The 16,189-nt window shown below is 69.3% G+C and carries 13 protein-coding genes and 2 pseudogenes; 8 read left to right on the top strand and 7 right to left on the bottom strand.

All coding sequences use genetic code 11. The features are described from left to right. The first annotated feature begins 21 nt into the window (after window positions 1-21). Window positions 22-1,275 carry a DUF6880 family protein gene (locus tag ABZ783_RS30770; protein WP_357444281.1) on the top strand — a complete coding sequence of 418 codons (1,254 nt, stop codon included), beginning with the start codon at window positions 22-24 and terminating at the stop codon, window positions 1,273-1,275. 11 nt (window positions 1,276-1,286) lie between these two features. Here ABZ783_RS30770 and ABZ783_RS30765 read toward each other — a convergent pair. From ABZ783_RS30765 to ABZ783_RS30755, 3 genes and pseudogenes are all read right to left on the bottom strand, one after another. Beyond that, window positions 1,287-1,439 (bottom strand): annotated as a pseudogene (locus ABZ783_RS30765) (ATP-binding cassette domain-containing protein); the annotation flags it as partial. Beyond that, window positions 1,436-2,122, bottom strand: coding sequence for a FadR/GntR family transcriptional regulator (locus ABZ783_RS30760; protein WP_357444278.1), 687 nt, complete (start codon window positions 2,120-2,122; stop codon window positions 1,436-1,438). The pseudogene ABZ783_RS30765 and the gene ABZ783_RS30760, both read right to left, overlap by 4 nt. Before the next feature lie 14 nt (window positions 2,123-2,136). Then, the gene (locus tag ABZ783_RS30755; RefSeq protein WP_357444275.1) at window positions 2,137-2,658 is read right to left on the bottom strand and encodes an epimerase; all 522 of its coding nucleotides are present in this window, start codon (window positions 2,656-2,658) and stop codon (window positions 2,137-2,139) included. A gap of 388 nt (window positions 2,659-3,046) precedes the next feature. Between ABZ783_RS30755 and ABZ783_RS30750 the strand changes: the two genes are divergently transcribed. Next, window positions 3,047-4,741 carry a 2-isopropylmalate synthase gene (locus ABZ783_RS30750; protein WP_357444327.1) on the top strand — a complete coding sequence of 565 codons (1,695 nt, stop codon included), beginning with the start codon at window positions 3,047-3,049 and terminating at the stop codon, window positions 4,739-4,741. A 130-nt stretch (window positions 4,742-4,871) separates the two neighbouring features. Here ABZ783_RS30750 and ABZ783_RS30745 read toward each other — a convergent pair whose 3' ends face one another. Next, window positions 4,872-5,099, bottom strand: coding sequence for a hypothetical protein (locus tag ABZ783_RS30745; protein ID WP_357444272.1), 228 nt, complete (start codon window positions 5,097-5,099; stop codon window positions 4,872-4,874). Window positions 5,100-5,169: 70 nt separating this feature from the next. Continuing rightward, window positions 5,170-5,541 (bottom strand): MarR family winged helix-turn-helix transcriptional regulator, encoded by a 372-nt coding sequence (locus ABZ783_RS30740; protein ID WP_357444269.1) that lies wholly within the window; start codon window positions 5,539-5,541, stop codon window positions 5,170-5,172. A gap of 346 nt (window positions 5,542-5,887) precedes the next feature. Between ABZ783_RS30740 and ABZ783_RS30735 the strand changes: the two genes are divergently transcribed. The 4 genes and pseudogenes from ABZ783_RS30735 to ABZ783_RS30720 form a co-directional block, all read left to right on the top strand. Next, the gene (locus ABZ783_RS30735; RefSeq protein WP_357444266.1) at window positions 5,888-6,889 is read left to right on the top strand and encodes an ABC transporter ATP-binding protein; all 1,002 of its coding nucleotides are present in this window, start codon (window positions 5,888-5,890) and stop codon (window positions 6,887-6,889) included. Next, window positions 6,886-8,241: an ABC transporter permease gene (locus tag ABZ783_RS30730; RefSeq protein WP_357444263.1), complete on the top strand. Its 1,356-nt coding sequence runs from the start codon at window positions 6,886-6,888 to the stop codon at window positions 8,239-8,241. Before ABZ783_RS30735 ends, ABZ783_RS30730 begins: the two co-directional genes overlap by 4 nt. A 35-nt stretch (window positions 8,242-8,276) precedes the next feature. Continuing rightward, complete coding sequence (locus tag ABZ783_RS30725) at window positions 8,277-11,048, top strand: alkaline phosphatase family protein (RefSeq protein WP_357444259.1); 2,772 nt, start codon at window positions 8,277-8,279, stop codon at window positions 11,046-11,048. Between the two features lie 22 nt (window positions 11,049-11,070). After that, a pseudogene (locus tag ABZ783_RS30720) lies at window positions 11,071-11,274 on the top strand (hypothetical protein); the annotation flags it as partial. Window positions 11,275-11,337: 63 nt separating this feature from the next. On the opposite strand, the gene ABZ783_RS30715 reads toward ABZ783_RS30720, so the two are convergent. Beyond that, window positions 11,338-11,796, bottom strand: a complete 459-nt coding sequence (locus ABZ783_RS30715; protein ID WP_357444335.1) for an integrase — start codon at window positions 11,794-11,796, stop codon at window positions 11,338-11,340. On the opposite strand from ABZ783_RS30715, the gene ABZ783_RS30710 reads away from it, so the two are divergent. Together ABZ783_RS30710 and ABZ783_RS30705 are read left to right on the top strand one after the other, a co-directional pair. Further along, window positions 11,795-12,007, top strand: a complete 213-nt coding sequence (locus tag ABZ783_RS30710; RefSeq protein WP_357444333.1) for a hypothetical protein — start codon at window positions 11,795-11,797, stop codon at window positions 12,005-12,007. The genes ABZ783_RS30715 and ABZ783_RS30710 overlap by 2 nt on opposite strands. Before the next feature lie 652 nt (window positions 12,008-12,659). Beyond that, window positions 12,660-14,291, top strand: coding sequence for a hypothetical protein (locus tag ABZ783_RS30705; RefSeq protein WP_357444256.1), 1,632 nt, complete (start codon window positions 12,660-12,662; stop codon window positions 14,289-14,291). Window positions 14,292-14,656: 365 nt separating this feature from the next. Here the strand turns inward: ABZ783_RS30705 and ABZ783_RS30700 are convergent, their stop codons facing one another. Continuing rightward, on the bottom strand, window positions 14,657-15,868 hold the full coding sequence (locus ABZ783_RS30700) for an alkaline phosphatase family protein (protein ID WP_357444253.1): 1,212 nt from the start codon (window positions 15,866-15,868) through the stop codon (window positions 14,657-14,659). Between the last annotated feature and the right edge of the window lie 321 nt (window positions 15,869-16,189).

Raw genomic sequence — 16,189 nt, 5'->3', positions numbered from 1 at the left:
GGTTCTGGTGTGATGTACCCGGTGAGCGCAGGGAACGAGAATGAGCTGACTGTGCTGGTGGATCGGTTGCGGCGGGATCGCCGTCGTGACCCGTACGCGGGCCGGCAGGCCTACTCGCAGACGGCACGTGAGGTCGCGGACCGCTGCGCCCGGCTGATCGACGCGGGTGACGCGGCGGTCGCGGTGCAGGTGCTGCGCAAGGCAGTCGATCGGATGACGACCGCCTTGATGTACATGGACAGCTCCTCCGGGGTACTCGGCAACGACCTCGCCTATCTGATGGAGCTCTACGCCCGGGCGTGCCGGGCGGCACCGCCACGACCCACTGGCCTGGCCGCGTGGCTGGTCCGGCTCGTCTGCGACGGCCCTGGCTGGCCGGACGTGATCCTGCGCGAGTGGGCGCCGGCTCTCGGGGCGAAAGGCCTGGCCGAGGTGACCCGCTTGGTCGAGCAGCGTGCCTCGGTAGCGGATCCCGACAACTGGCACCAGCAGTGGACGGCACGGCACCTACGCGAGCAGCTCGCCGAGGTCTCCGGCGACGTGGACCGGTACGTGGCCGTGCTGGCGGAGCACCTGGTAAGCGCCGACCAGTACGAGCGCGTCGTACGGGTGCTGGCCGAGGCGGGACGACCCGCCGACGCAATCGACTGGGCGCGACGTGGACTCGCCGAACACCCCACCGGCCACCAATCCGCGCGGCTGCGTGACCTGCTGGTGGGGTTGCTGATCGAGACCGGCGAACCGCGCGCCGCGGTGGCCGAGCGTCGGGCTGCGTTCGACGAGCAGCCGACCATCGACAACCTCCGGCCACTGCTGGCGACGGTGGCCGAGACCGACCGCGACGAAACCCACACCGAGTGGGCGCTGACCGTGGTACGCGACCGCGTCGCCCAGCAGCCCGGCTACCTGCCCCACCTGATCGACGCGCTGCACCGTACCGGCCGTGACGATGAGGCCTGGCACACCGGGCTCGCACGCCTGGACGAGTTGCCCACCCGGCAACGCGTCGACCTCCTGCGCCGTCGGCAACAGAGCCATCCGGCCGACGTGCGCGAGCCCTACCGGGCACTCGTCAACGCCCACCTGTTGGACTCACATGACAAGCGCCGCTACGACACAGCCATCACGCTGATTTGCCATCTGCGTGACGCGTACGCGGCCACCGGCGAGACCGACCAGTTCGCCAAATACCTGGACGAGTTGCGTGGACAGCACCGGCGCCGGCCGGCGTTCCTGGCTAAGCTCGACGCCGCCCGCCTCCACCCCGGCCGGTAGAGGATCGTGCTCTTGCCAGCACCGTTGGGGCCGATCAAGGCCCAGTGCTCGCCCGGATGTACGGCGAAGCTGATCGAGTCGAGGATGGTGCGCTCGCCGCGCCGGAACGTGACCTCGGCGAGCTCGACGACCGGCCGTCTGCTGGCTGCGACGTCGGTCCTCACGCCAGCGCCGCCTTCAGTGAGGCGAGGTGGGCCCGGCTCAGCTGAGCGGCCGCGGTGGGCTCGCGGTCGGCGATGGCTTGCACGAGTGCGGCGTGTGCCTCCTGGTCGTTGCCTGATGCGTCGGAGTCGCAGGGCGTGCCGGCTGGTTGCAGGTTGAGCATGTCGATCATCGCCTGGCGGACCCGTGGCACGAATCCGTCGAAGAGTTCCAGTAGGACGTTGTTATGGGCCGCGGCCACGACGGTGCGGTGCATTGCCATATCGGTATCGACGTACTCCTCGATGGTCTGCCCTCCTGTGATGCGTTGTGCGAGGGCGCGTCGCATCGCGCGTATGTCCGATGCGGTACGCCGCTGCGCAGCAAGGGCTGCAGCCTCGGTCTCGATGGCGATGCGGCCCTCGATGACCGCAGCGATGTCTGCCTGCCGCAGTACCACGTCCCAGTCCTCACTGACGTCGAGCGCGGTAACAAACACGCCGGCACCCTGCCGAGTCTGGAGCACGCCCCGCCCGGCCAGTTGTCGGATCGCTTCTCGAACCGTCGAACGGCCGACGCCGAGCTGAGGACCCAACGTCGTCTCGCCGGGAAGCTTGGCTCCGATCTGCCACTCGCCCGAGCGGATCCGCTCGAGAAGGAGTCGCGCCGCCTGGTCGGCCAGTGAGGTTCGCTGTACCTGTTTCATGAGCTGTGACCCTCTCAGTCGGACGTGGCGGTGTTGTCGGTGATCGTGAGGATGCCGGTGGGCCGATTCAGTGCGACGATCGTGCGTTCAGCGGCGGCATCGATGTGGATGGGCGGGCCGACCGGCGGGACGTTGGGGTAGAAGGTCCCGGGTCCGTAGGACTGGCCGTATCGCAGCACCACGCCGCCGGAGCCGAGAACGGCGTCCTCGAGAGCCCGGACCGTGTTGGCACCGTTGCAGGGTGGCAGTTCCCAGGCGACGCTCTGTGCGAAGAGTCGCCCGCAGTCAGCGGCGGTGGCGGCAGCGATGAGATTGCGTGTCCCGGCGATGCGGATGTGTGGGTTGTCGGTCCGCCGTACCGGCAGTTCCTCGACGGTGTCGGGGAGCTCGGTGAGCTCGTGAAGGATGAGGTCGGGTCGGAAGTAGCTTGTGGCAGTCGTGAGCGCCGCTGCATCGTAGACATCGCACAGCACCGGCTGCGCACCGAGCGCCTGGACCAGCTCGGCCTTCGCTGCGGTACGGGTCATCCCCGCCACCGTGTGGCCGCCTGGGTGAGCAACGGTAGAAGGCGAGATCCGATCGCTCCGGTCGCGCCCGCGACGAAGACGCAGAGTCGCAGAGTCGCGGAACTTCGGAGGCAGCACTGGCCCGTTCGTCGTGCATGACGAACATCCTACCTGTCTGCCTGTCTACTTGTCTGAGGAGTTGTGTTAACGTGATGGCGTGCTGATCCCGCAGGTACTTCTCCTTCGCCGCCACGGCGGGGCCTAGTCGAACCGGCTCCCCTCCGTGGAGTCGACGAACGCGCCGGTTCACCCAACCAGGAGAAGGAACCGCAGCATGCCCACATTTCCCGGCATCAGCACGCCAGCAGGGCCGGTCCCGTCTGACGCACCCGCATGGAACCGCCAGCGCGCCTCCCAGATGCCTTCGCACCGCTACCGCGACGTCTACACGCGGGTCGAGGTCCCACTCACCGAACGCGACTGGCCCAGCCGCCGCCTGACCCAGGCGCCCTTGTGGGTCCCGGTCGACCTGCGTGACGGCAACCAGGCCCTGCCCGAGCCGATGGACCCTGCCCGCAAGCGCCGGTTCTTCGAGCTGATGGTCGCGATGGGGTACAAGGAGATCGAGATCGGCTACCCCTCGGCGTCACAAACGGACTTCGACTTCGTGCGTCTCATCGCACAGTCGGATATCGCCCCTGACGATGTCACGATCGTGGTCTTCACCCCGGCCCGCCGCGACCTGATCGAGCGGACCGTCGACTCGATTCGCGGCATCCCCAACCCGGTCGTCATCCACATGTACACCGCGACCGCTCCGACCTGGCGCGACGTTGTGCTCGACAAGGGACGCGACGAACTGCGTGAGCTGATCCTCGCCGGTGGCCGCGATGTGCTCGATCTCGCGGGTCACCTGCCGAACGTACGGTTCGAGTTCTCCCCGGAGGTCTTCAACCTCACCGAGCCCGAGTACGTCATCGAGGTCTGTGACGCCATGACCGAGCTGTGGGACGCGACTCCGGAGCGTCCGGTGATCCTCAACCTGCCGGCCACCATCGAGATCGCCACCCCCAACGTGTACGCCGACCAGATCGAGCACATACACAAGCACGTCGCCCGACGCGACGCGGTGATCCTCTCGGTCCACCCCCATAACGACCGCGGTACCGGCATCGCCTGCGCCGAGCTAGCCGTCCTCGCGGGCGCGCAGCGCGTTGAGGGATGCATCTTCGGCAACGGAGAGCGCACCGGCAACGTCGACATCGCCGCCCTGGCTCTGAACCTGCACGCCCAAGGGGTCGACCCGATGATCGACTTCTCCGACATCGACGAGATCCGCCGCACCGTCGAGTACTGCAACCGCATCGAAGTGCATTCGCGGCACCCTTACGTCGGCGACCTCGTGCACACCGCGTTCAGCGGTACCCACCAGGACGCGATCAAGAAGGGCTTCGCCGAACACCGCAACCGCGCAGCAGCCGAGAACCGCCCGGAGCGAGACATCGAGTGGCGGGTGCCCTACCTGCCCATCGACCCCGCTGACATCGGGCGGAACTACGACGCGGTCATCCGCGTCAACTCCCAGTCCGGCAAGGGCGGCATCGCCTACCTGCTGGAGACCGAGTTCGGGATCGAGCTGCCCCGCCGTCTCCAGATCGACTTCGCCCGCCGAGTTCAGGAACGTACCGACACCACCGGGCTCGAGATCGAGCCGCCACAGCTGCTCGAGCTGTTCGAATCCGTTTACCTGACCTCCGACACCGATGGGATCGAGCTGGTCGACCTCGAATCCGTGAGCCACGACGGCATGAGACGTACGACCGTCAGCCTGCGCATCGACGGAGTCGAGCACAAGGGCATCTACGACGACATCGGCCCCGTCGAAGCCACCACCCAGTTGCTCGAGGAGCAGCACATCGGCGTCGAGATCCTCTCCCTCCACCAGTCCTCGCTCACGACTGGGAGCGACAGCGAAGCGCTGACCCTCATCGAATACCGCAACAGCTGCGGCCCCCACTGGGCCGCAGGGCGAGACCGGTCGGTCCTCACCGCCAGCGTGAACGCTGTACTCCGCGCCGCGCGCTCGACCGCGGCCACCCTCGCGTCAACCTGAGCCCCGCCTGCCCGGAAGGTGCGGGCTTGGCCGACGGGTCGGCAGGCGTAGACCGGGGTCGGCCTGCAGATCGGCGAGGGTGACACCGAGGTGAGCCAGCAGCTGCCGGGCGGCGGCGACACGGGCAGGATCAGCTGTCATTGGGGACTCCGATCACCTGGGCATGCAGGTCGGCCAGCAGCCGCGCGACGGTCCTGGCCGGGTGGATCACCAGCAGGTCATGGGCGAAAAGGGCGGCGAGCAGCAGCGGCTGCCCAGGCGCGATGGCGCACATCTGCCGTGCGCTGGCCGGTAGCGGCAGCTCCCCCCGGCTGCCCACCACGTGCGGCCCGGCCAGCGCCGAGGCGACGACCAGCATCCCGGCGTGCGGATCGATGCTGATGCGGTGACCCAGGTCCAGCCCAGCGCGCGCAGCAGCCCGCGTTCGGTCACCCGGCCGGAACGGTCCGGGCAAGCCATACCGAGCAGGCGCCTACGGAGACGACATGGTGCGGGTCGGCTTCCTCCAGCATCCTGAAGCCGTCGTCGGTCAGGTGCAGGATGCAGCCCCGCGCGTCCTGCGGATCGGGCTCCTTGTCGATGAGTCCCCGGCCCTGCATGCGGGCCGCGTGGTGGGACAGCCGGCTGCGCGACCACTCCATCTTGGCGGCGAGGTCCTTGAGCGCCCACCTACGGTTTGGCTTCTCCGACAGGATGCTCAGCACCTCGTAGTCCGCCGGTGACAGCCCCGAGTCGCGGGCCAGGTCCCGGCCGAGCCGTGCCGGCAGCGCTATCAGCAGGCGCCGGAAAGACACCAGCATTTCCGGGCCCGTCGAGGGACTGAGGCTGACCGCTGCCCGACCTGACGACCTGACGACCTGGCCGAACTGCTCGTGCTCTAGCGGTGATGTTGGGTGCAGGAGGCCATCGCGAACCACACCCTCGACCTGCAGCCGCTACGGGAGACACTCGATGACCTGCTCGCATCGATGTCTGGCAGCCCGCATGACCTATTTGCGCGACCTCCTAGGCGTTTGGTTAGACGTTTGCAATACGTTCAGCAAATCGATCGGGTCAGGTCGTCTGGGCTCCTTAGGTTCGCCGTCGAAGGAAGTTGGAGTTGGCAACTGTTTTTGGCTGCTCGCGGCCGGATGGGACGAGATCCCGATGCAACCAGCTGCTGCCGTTCGTGCGCGCGGCATCACCAAGACCTTCGGCGACGTCATCGCCCTCGACGGGGTCGATCTCGACCTCCCCGAGGGGCAGATCCACGGGCTCGTCGGGCCCAACGGCGCCGGCAAGACCACTCTCCTGGGCATGCTGCTGGGCCTGGCGGTGGCCGACGGCGGCTCGCTGGAGATCCTCGGCTCACCGGTCGGGCGCATCCTGTCGGTGCCCGGCGGCGTCACGGGCTTCGTGGACGGCCCCGGTCTGTATCCCGAGCTGACGGCGCGCCAGAACCTTGCGGCCCTGGTCTCCCTGCGGAGCGGCGCCGGCCGCTCCGCCGACGTCGACGAGCTGCTCGACCGGGTCGGGCTCACCGAGGTGGCGGGTGACAGCGTCCGCGGCTTCTCGCTCGGCATGCGGCAGCGCCTCGGGCTAGCCGCCGCCCTGCTCGGCGAGCCGCGTCTGCTGGTCCTCGACGAGCCGGCCAACGGCCTCGACCCCGCCGGCAAGCGACAGGTCCACCAGGTCCTCACCGACCTCGCCGAGGCCGGCGGCACCGTGGTCCTCTCCAGCCACCGCATGGACGACCTCGCGGCGCTCTGTGACGACGTCACCCTGCTGTCCACCGGCCGGGTCGTCTTCTCGGGCCCGGTGCACAAGCTGGCCACGGAGAGCGGCGAGCTCGACTACCGGCTCGTCACGACCGACGCCGACGGCGCACGCCGGCTCGCCGACGACATCCCGGGCCTGAGCCAGGTCGCGGGCCGGAAGTCGCAGTCGCAGTACGACGACCAGTCGGTCGTCGTGCGGGGCCCGGAGCCGGCCCTCGACGACCTGGTCGCCCGGCTCGTCGGCGCGGGCATCGCGATCCGCGAGCTCGGCCCCGTCGTGCCCCCTCTGGAGGCCGCTTTCCTGGCGCTCACCGGCGCCGACACCGACCCCGGCCCAGACGCCGACATCGGCCCTGGCTCCACCCCCGACCTCCAGGAGACCTCCCGATGACCGCGGCCATCGTCGATGCCCCCGTCCGCACGCAGCCACAGCCCGTGGCGGTGAGCCGCTGCTACACGTTCGAGCTGGTCAAGCTGGTCTCGCAGTGGCGCGTCCGGCTGGTCTTCCTGGCGTGCCTGCTCGCCCCGGCCATCTACACGGCGGTGATCAGCCAGCAGACCTCCCTTCCCGCCGACGCGGTCTACGGCCGCTGGATGAACCAGTCCGGCTGGGCGGGCTCCCTGGTCATCCTCGACGTCATGGGCACGTTGGTGCTGCCCCTGCTCACCTGTCTCGTGGCCGGTGACGTCTTCGCCGTCGAGGACCGGCTCGGCACGTGGCGGCACCTGATGGTCGCGGTGCGCTCGCCGCGCCGGATCTTCGTGTCCAAGGCGATGGCCGCGCTCACTGTCACCCTGGCGCTTCTCGCCGCACTCCTCGTGTCGTCGCTGGCCGGCGGCCTGCTGGCGCTCGGCACCCAGCCGATGCCGGGACTGGACGGGCACATCATGGACTCCGGTGAGCTCACCCGGACGGTCCTCCTCGGCTGGCTGGCCATCGTCCCGCCCACGCTCGCCTTCTCCGCGGTCGGCCTGCTCGGGTCGGTCGCGCTGGGGCGCTCCCCGCTGGGCCTACTGATGCCGGTGGTCATCGCGCTCATCCTCGAAGGTGTCCAGCTGATGCCGGTCCCGGTGGCGCTCCGGGTGGCGACGCCGATGAACGCCTTCATTACCTACCGCGGCCTCTTCACGGCCCCAGGTCAGCTCGGGTCGCTGTGGATCGGGCTCGCCGTCAGCCTGGCCTGGACGGCCCTGGCCACCTACCTCGCCTACCGGCTCTTCGTGCGTCGCGACTTCACCGACCTGGCCTACGACGGCATGGGCCGCCGCTTCCTGGTCGCGGGTCTGGCCCCGCTGGCGGGCCTGGCCGCGGTCACGACCGTGGTCGTCGCCGTGACCATGGGTGCCAACGGCACGGGCATCGAGCGGCCCAAGCTCGAGGCCTCGCTGGCGACGTCGTTCTCGCACCTGTACGTCCTGCAGACCGAGCAGCTCAACCGGCGGGCGGTCACCGAGGAGCAGCTCCACGCCACGGCCAAGTGCGACAAGGCCGGGGAGCGCGTCGAGGACCACGGTCCGGGCGCCGACTGGCGCTGCGTCGTGACGTGGACCCTCCCTGGTGCGACCGCGACCGGCAACGCGATCTACCAGCTCGATGTGACCGCGGACGGACGGTATGTCGCCGACGGCGACGGGCCGAAGGAGGTCAACGGGTTCTTCCAGGTCGCCACCCCCCTGGGTGACCGACCGAACCCGCTGTGGCAGTTCGACGGAGTCGTCGACCTGCTGGCAACTACAAAGTGAAGGGAAACCAGATGAATGTAAGGCGCAACCGCGTCGTGAAGCGGCCTCGTCGTCGCCTCCTGCGCTCGTTGCCCACCGGCCTCGTGGCTGGCGGCGTGGCCCTCGCGGTCACGGTCACGGGTGGTGTTGCCTACGGTTCCACCAGGGGTTTCGGTGAGAATCTGGTCGGCGAGGAGTACACCGACGGCCTGCAGATCTCCTCCAACCAGATCATCAAGCCGCTCGGTGAGCGGCTCGTGACCAACTACGGCAAGTTCATGGGCTCCACGATCAGCCCCGACGGCCGCTTCCTGGCCGCGACCGCCAACGACCGGTCGATCTCGCTGCAGATCTTCGACCTGGAGACCTACCAGCTGATCTTCCGCGCTGGCACCGCCTCGGGCGCCAACCTGCGTCCCTCCGACAACACCGTCGGCCAGGAGAGCCCCCTCTACTCCCCCGACGGCAAGTTCCTCTTCATGCCGAACGCGACCGGCATCACCCGGTTCCCGGTCAACGCCGACGGCACCCTGGCGGCCGGCACCAAGATCGCCATCCCCAACCTTACCGGCCCCACCCGTCAGGCGCTCACCGGCGGCATGACCTTCTCGCCCGACGGCAGCACGCTGTACGCCGCCGTCAACGGCCAGAACACCGTCGTCGCGATCGACCCGGTCGCGGGCACCATCAAGGCGACCTACCCCGTCGGCATCGCGCCGCGTCAGCTGAAGTTCGTCGGCACCAAGCTCTACGTCAGCGACGAGGGCGGCCGCCTGGCTCAGCCGGGTGAGGACACCATCAAGTCCTACGGCACCAACGTCCCGGCGGACCCGGTGCTCGGCACCTCGACCACCGGTGTCCTCAGCGTCATCGACACGGCCAACGCCGCGGCGCCCATCGGCCAGATCGAGGTCGGTCTCCACCCGACCGACATGCACCTCGAGGGCAGCGCGCTCTACGTGGCCAACACCAACGACGACACCATCTCGGTGGTCGACACCACCACGGACAAGGTCGTCCAGACGATCGAGACCAAGCCCTGGCAGAGCTCGGAGGTCGGCTACGAGCCCGACGCAATCGCCGTGTACAACGGCCGTCTGCTGGTCAGCCTCGGCCGTGCCAACGCGATCGCCGTCTACAAGCTCGGCGAGAGCGCGCTCGACCCGGTCAGCTACGTCGGCCTCGTCCCGACCGACTACTACCCCGAGGACGTCTTCTCGGTCGGCGACCAGGTCGTCGTGGCTAACCGTCGCGGCATCGACGCCCGGGGACCGGCCATCACCTACAACCAGGGCTTCGGCACCACCCCGGCGACCGGTCACGGCACCCACGCCACGACCGCCTCGCTGACCCGCTTCACCCTCCCCTCCGACAGCGAGATCAGGGACACCTACACCCCGCAGGTCTTCAAGCAGAACGGCTGGGGCGGTGCGGACAGCGACGTCAAGCGCGCCGTCCGCGGCAGCAACGTGGCGCCCCTGCCCGTGCCCCGGCGCATCGGTGACCCCTCGCCGATCAAGCACGTCTTCATGCTGGTCAAGGAGAACCGCACCTACGACCAGGTCCACGGCGACATGCCCGAGGGCAACGGCGACCCGTCGCTGGCCCAGTTCGGCGAGCAGGTCACGCCCAACATCCACGCGCTCTCGCGGCAGTTCGGTCTCTACGACAACACCTACGACGTCGGCACGAACTCCGCCGAGGGTCACAACTGGCTGATGCAGGGTGACAACCCGGAGTACACCGAGTCCAGCGCGGGTGAGTACGTCCGCAGCTACGACACCCAGGAGGACGTGCTGGGCCACCAGCGCTCGGGCTTCCTGTGGACCGCCGTGATGGCCGCCGGCCACTCCGCCAAGAACTTCGGCGAGTTCGTCTACTCCTCCAGCGGCAAGCCGGCCGGCTCGACCTGGCAGCAGTACTACTGCGCCGCGCAGAACGTCGACCAGGGCGGCGACCCGGCGCAGCTGACCAGCCCCGCGCTCAGGGGCAACTACGGCTCGCCGATCCCCTCGCTCAACAACATCACCGTGCCGACCGCACCCCCGTTCGACATGCAGATCCCCGACCTGTACCGCTACCAGATCTGGAAGGACGACTTCCAGAAGAACGGTCCGGCGGAGTTCAACATGGTGTGGCTCTCCGACGACCACACCGGTGGTCCGGTGTCCCAGCGGTCGAACGTCGCCGGTGGCGACCTCGCGCTGGGCAAGATCGTCGAGACGATCTCGCACAGCCCGTACTGGAAGGACTCCGCGATCTTCGTGGTCGAGGACGACAGCCAGGCCGGCCCTGACCACGTCGACGGCCACCGGGCCCCGATCCAGGTCATCAGCCCGTACGCCGTCCACGGCAAGACGGTCTCGACCTACTACTCCCAGATCAACATGGTCCGCACCATCGAGCAGATCCTGGGTGCGGAGCCGCTCAACCAGAAGGTCGCCGCGGCCACCCCGATGTACGGCGCCTTCACGCCCAAGGCCGACCTCACGCCGTACACCGCGAAGGCCAACAACATCTCGCTGACCGAGAACATCAAGACCGCGCCCGCGTGCGGCCTCGACACGCCGACCGGCGCCAACGCGGCCGCCCTCCAGGGCCCCGTCCCGACGAGCTTCGTCTCCTACTCGGAGGCGTGGGACAAGTGGGCCTCGAAGCAGCGCCTCACCGGCAAGTGGGCGCAGGCCGACTACGCGAACCCGGAGCTGATGAACCGGTACACGTGGTACGGCGCCCACAACTGGGACCTGCCCTACCCGGGTGACGCCAAGATCTACCTGCCGAAGGACGTGCCGGGCGCAGCCCTGCCCGGCACCGACGTCGACTGACCTTGCGTCACACACGGATCCCATGACGGAGATTCAGGCGGCCCACCGGGAGATCCCCGGTGGGCCGCCGTTCCGCACGCCGGCCACCGCCCCCGGCCGGCCGGCCGAGCTCGCGCTGGTGACGGGCCCACGGTCCTCCGCCCGCCCGGGTCGCCCGTTCAGCCAGCGCACCGTGTTCACCGCGCTGGGCTGGGTGCAGCTGGTCGCCGGCGCACTGTTGTTCCCCCTCCCCGGGCCGGGCCTGCTCCTGCTCGCGCTGGGGATGGCGACGCTGGGGGCTGCCGGAAACCTATGGGCCGGTGGACTTCGACAACCCGCGACAGCTGGCGCTGCTGGACCTGCTGGGCGTGCACTCCCAGCGGGAGGTATCGCGAGCGCGGCACCGCACCATCGCGGCCAAGTAGAAGGCGCGGGCGGCGGCGATGACATGCTCGCCGGCATGCCGACCGTTGCGGCTGTTACGCCGCGATCGCGCCGTAGCGATCATTTCTTGTTTCATCGCCTCGATGTCACTGGCCGCGACGCGGTTCAGGGGCCAATCACCCCACGCGGCGGCCATGCGCTCCCAGTACGTGCCGTAGGTCCGTCTCGCACCCGGGCCCGCCGCCGCGATAACGCGCGGCAGATACTCCGCGACCGTCGGCAGCGACACCAGCACGCCGGCGTCGGACTCCAGATCGGCCAAGGTGACGCCAAGGTGGGCCAGGACCTGCCGGGCTGCGGCAACAGTGGCGAGATCAGCAGACATGGTCGCCTCCCGCCACCTCGGCGTGCAGTTCGACGAGCAGGCGAGCGACAGCGCTGATCGAGTGCACAACGATCAGGTCATGGGCGACAAGAGCGGCCAGCAGTACCGGCTGGCCGGACTCGATCCGGCACATCCGCCGTGCGGAAGCCGGAAGGGGCAGCTGCCCTCGGCTGCCCACCCCGTGCCGACCCATCGTTTGCCGAGGCGATGACGAGCACCCCTCGGTGTGGCTGGATGTCGAGGCGGTGTCCCGGCTGCCAGCCCAGCCCCTGTAGGAGGTGCTGCGCGGTCTTTCAGCAACATCCATGTCACGCCAAGGCCGCTTGCTGTCCACAGTGCGCAGCCTGATCCCGAGCCAAACTCGCAGCTCATCGGGACGGCAGGTTAAACGACAAGCTTAGCGCTCGCTGAGCGCTTGCGTCTAGCGCTTCTAGAGCGTCGTGATGGCGGCTCATCGCGAGCCACCCAGAGAGGCCGCCCCGGACACAGACCAGGTCACCTCGTCTACCGATTGCACATCGAATCCGGCCGTCGTGCTGCAGAAGACGCTGTACATCCGCCGGGCCGGCCTGGCCGGAGCAAAGGTCTGATCGCCGGACGGCGACGACGACAATGCCACGTTGACCAGGACGATCTCGGCCTCACGACGCGGTAGCCGCACCTCGCGGCCCCGCGCGCCCCTGCCGCCCCATCCAGCAACCCCAGCGGCACGTCGCCGACGGATCCCCTCGGCCGGCGACGGGCCGGCGTCGTCGGTGCGGTCGCCGCAGGTGCGACTGACGGACCGGTCTGATCGTTCAGCCCTATGTGATCGCCGCAAGCGGGAGAGTCGGGGTAGCGCCGCCTGCACTGGAGGAGGGCTCGTGCGACCAACGCACCGACGACTGCTGGCGCTGCTCGGGATCACCGCGGCGGTCCCGCTGGCCGAGGTCCTCGTGCTGGTGCTGGTCGGGTTCCTCTCAGCCGAGGGGCTGGCGCCGCAGAGCACTGCGGTCTGGCCATACGACTCCTACCACGACATGCGCTGGCTGCTCGTCTACCACAACACCTGGCTGTTGTTCGGCTCCGGCCTGCTGGGCCTGATCGCGCTGCGTGGAGTGCTGACCACGGCGATCGTCAGCCTGGCCTGGCCGGCGAACAGCCCACGGCCGCCGCGCCGGGCGCTGCTCCGGCGCAACGTCGGGGTGGCCGCGTTCGGGGCGGTCCTCGTCCTGCCGTTCGCCGCCTACGCGGTCGCCGCTTCAGTGCTCTCGCTGTCCTGGTTCCTGTTCGCCTCACTGATTCCGATGCTGATACTCGCCCCCTTCCTGCAGCGGATGTCGGTGGGCCGAAGCCTGTGGCGCGGACTGCCATCGGCCGAACTGGTCGGCTGGTCGCTACTCGACTTCGCGGTGATCACCGTTGGCGGCGGGCTGGTGTGGACCACGCCGGAAGTCTGGACGCCACTCGTCACCGCGGCCGTCGGCGCGCTCAATGGCCTGCTCTGGCGGCAAACGGTGCACGCGGCCGTCCTGCAGAAGCGCGTACGGTGGCCGCGGATGCCGGTCGTGCCGATCGTCGTGGTGCTCGCCCTGGCCGTTCCCCTGGCGTCGCAGGTGCTCTCCCAGCCCGGCAACCAGGCCAACACCTTCACACCGCCGATCTTCACCCGGCCGCTGCCGCCGCAGGTTCCCTACGCGGTGATCCTGCTGGCCGGACACGACTCCGCGTACGACGGCCGGCCCGCAGCGGACCCGAACGTCCAGCTGTTCTCATACGTCGGCCTGGACCCGCACGGCCACCCGCTGCCCTACCGGCCGAACGCCACCCACCGGTCGTTGGAGTCCAGCGCACAGCTGCTCGCCGCGCGGGTCGAGGCGGTACACCGGCGGACCGGCCGACCGATCGCCCTGATCGCACAGAGCGAGGGAGTGGTAGTGGCGCTCACCTACCTACGGAACCGGCCTGGCTCTCCGGTGCACGCGCTGGCAATGTTCAGCCCGCTAACCCGCGCCGGCCGCACCTACTATCCTCCGCCGGACGCCAGTACCGGTTGGGGGCTGGCAGCCGGGTGGCTACTGCGGGTGATGTTCCAGGTGACGAAAATCGGCAACCGGGCCAGCAGCACCCCCGACGAGCCGTTCGTCCGCTCACTGCTGGACGGGGCGCCCTTCTACCGCTTCCAGATCCTGTGCCCGATCCCGGGCGTACGCGTTGTCGCCTTCCTGCCCACCGTGGCCGCGGCCGAGGCCCCGCCCGGCCAGAAGATCAGAATTCCTGTGGTCGAGGTACCGACCTTCCACGCGGGAATCATCGGCCGGATGAGCGCCAACGCCGTCCTGATCAGCTTCCTCGCCGGCGCCGAGGTCAACCACCCCCGCCGCGAGTTCGGCCCCCTCCAGAAGCTGGGAGATGCCTGGCTTGCACCCGCCCTGGCGATCACGCTGAACCCGGTCTGGCGGCCCACCGCGCAGCCCGGCCCGCCCTTCACGATGGCCCGGTTCTGCCACCAGTGAGCGTCTCAGGCCTTCTAACTCACGGACATCGACGCGCTGAGCCGTGCCCGGGCTGCGGGGCCGAGCACGACCGGGACATCAACGCCGCCAAGAACATCCTCGCCGCCGGGCTGGCGGAGAGGTAAAACGCCTGCCGAGCTGATGTAAGACCTCAAGGGAAACCTCCCGGAAAGGCAGTCGGCGATGAAACAGGAAACCCCACGGGCAACCGTGGGAATCCCGGCCCCTTCAGGGCCGGGAGGATGTCAAGACGTCGCTCGCCCAGGTTCCCGGCAGCCACGGGAAGTCGCTGTGGCCCGCGCGGACGTCCTGAGACGACGCGTCGCCGTGACGGTGGAGGTCACCGCCACGGCGACGCTCCGGCGTCAGTCGCGGATCGACTCGCTCAGCACCCGACCCTGCGCGCCCGACGGCGGCTGGATGCCGAGCAGCGCGGCGATCGTCGGAGCGATGTCGACGTGGTGCGGGTCGACGGGGTGCACACCGGGCAGGACGCCGGCGCCGGCGAGCACCAGCGGGATGTGCAGCTCTGTCGTGGCGCCGTGACGGCCGGCGACGCCGCCCGCCGGGTCGCCGCCAATCGACCAGCCGGGCTCCGGCTCGATGACGAGCTCACCGAAGCGGGGGCTCATGTGCATCGCCTGCTGGGCGGCCTTGTCGAACACCTGGCTCACGTGCGGGGTCGCCTCGAGCGCGGCCTTGATCTTCGCGACCGCCTGCGGGTCGTTCTTCGCGGCGCCGACCAGGTGCAGGCTGCCGATGCCGCCGACGACGATGACGGCGTCGGTGTCGGGCTTGGGCGTCTTGCCGGTCCCGAGGAGCTCGGCCTTGTAGCCGGCCTTGGCGATCGCGTCGATCACCTGCGTGCCGAAGCCCTTGGTGAACGTGGTCATGCCGTGGTCGCCGGTGATGACGAAGGTGGTGCGGCCGAAGATGTCGGCGTCCTTGGTGGCCTGCACGATCCGGCCGATCTGGGCGTCGAGATCCGCCAGAGTGCCCGGGATCCGCGGGTCGTGGTCGCCACCCTCGTGGCCGATCGCGTCGAGCGCGTCGCAGTAGACCGCGATGAGGTCGGGGATCTTCGGGGCCGTGACCATGGTGGCGCCGCTCTTGACGGGCTCGCCCTTGATCACCTTAACGATGTCGTCGACGCGACGCGAGCAGTCACCGCCGGGCTGGGTGTAGATGCCCTCCGGGTCGCCGTACGCCGTCCCGTGGTTCTGCACGATGAACCACTGCGACGACATCACGGTGCCGCCCTGGGCGCGGACCGCCTCCGCGATGGTGGGCACCGCGAGATCGCGCTCCTGGCCACGGGCTGTGTGCGACGCCGGGTCGTAGACGTAGGCGGTGTTGAGGTGCCGCTCCGGCCAGGCGCCGGTCGCGACCGAGGACCAGGACGGGTTGGTGATCGACTGCATGACGCCGGTCGACTCGGTCACGCTGCCACGCTTGACGAGCCGGTCGATGTTGGGCGTCGGCACCTCGCCCAGGTAGTCGTAGTCGAAGCCGTCGAGGCCGATGAAGATCACGTGGTCGGCCGCCGGCGCCGCCTGCGCCGGTAGGGAGTCCGGCACGGCGGCGTACGCCGGCAGCGGGGTGAGCAGAGGGAGGGCGAGGGCCGCGTGACGCGGCCCAGGGTGCGGAGAGTTCGGATCATGGGGTGCACTGAATCGGGTCGGGTTGGCGCCCCCGTGAGCCCACGGTGGCGACGTCGTGAACGTGCAACGTGGTTTCGCGTCGTTCACACCTCGTCGCCCGGGAGCTTCGCCGGGCGCCCGGTCGGCAGGCCGCGGGCCTGCTTGGCCGCGCGGGCGCCGACGGCACGCTCCAGCCGGAGCCGCCCGGCGGATCAAGGACGGTGCGATCCCCGAGCAAGTCGCCGCCGGCCTCGGCAT

The sequence above is a fragment of the Micromonospora sp. NPDC047738 genome (genome assembly GCF_040642675.1).
Lineage (GTDB): Bacteria > Actinomycetota > Actinomycetes > Mycobacteriales > Micromonosporaceae > Micromonospora.
The sequence above is the reverse complement of the archived record's forward strand: the minus strand, read 5'-3'. Positions and strand labels throughout refer to the sequence as shown.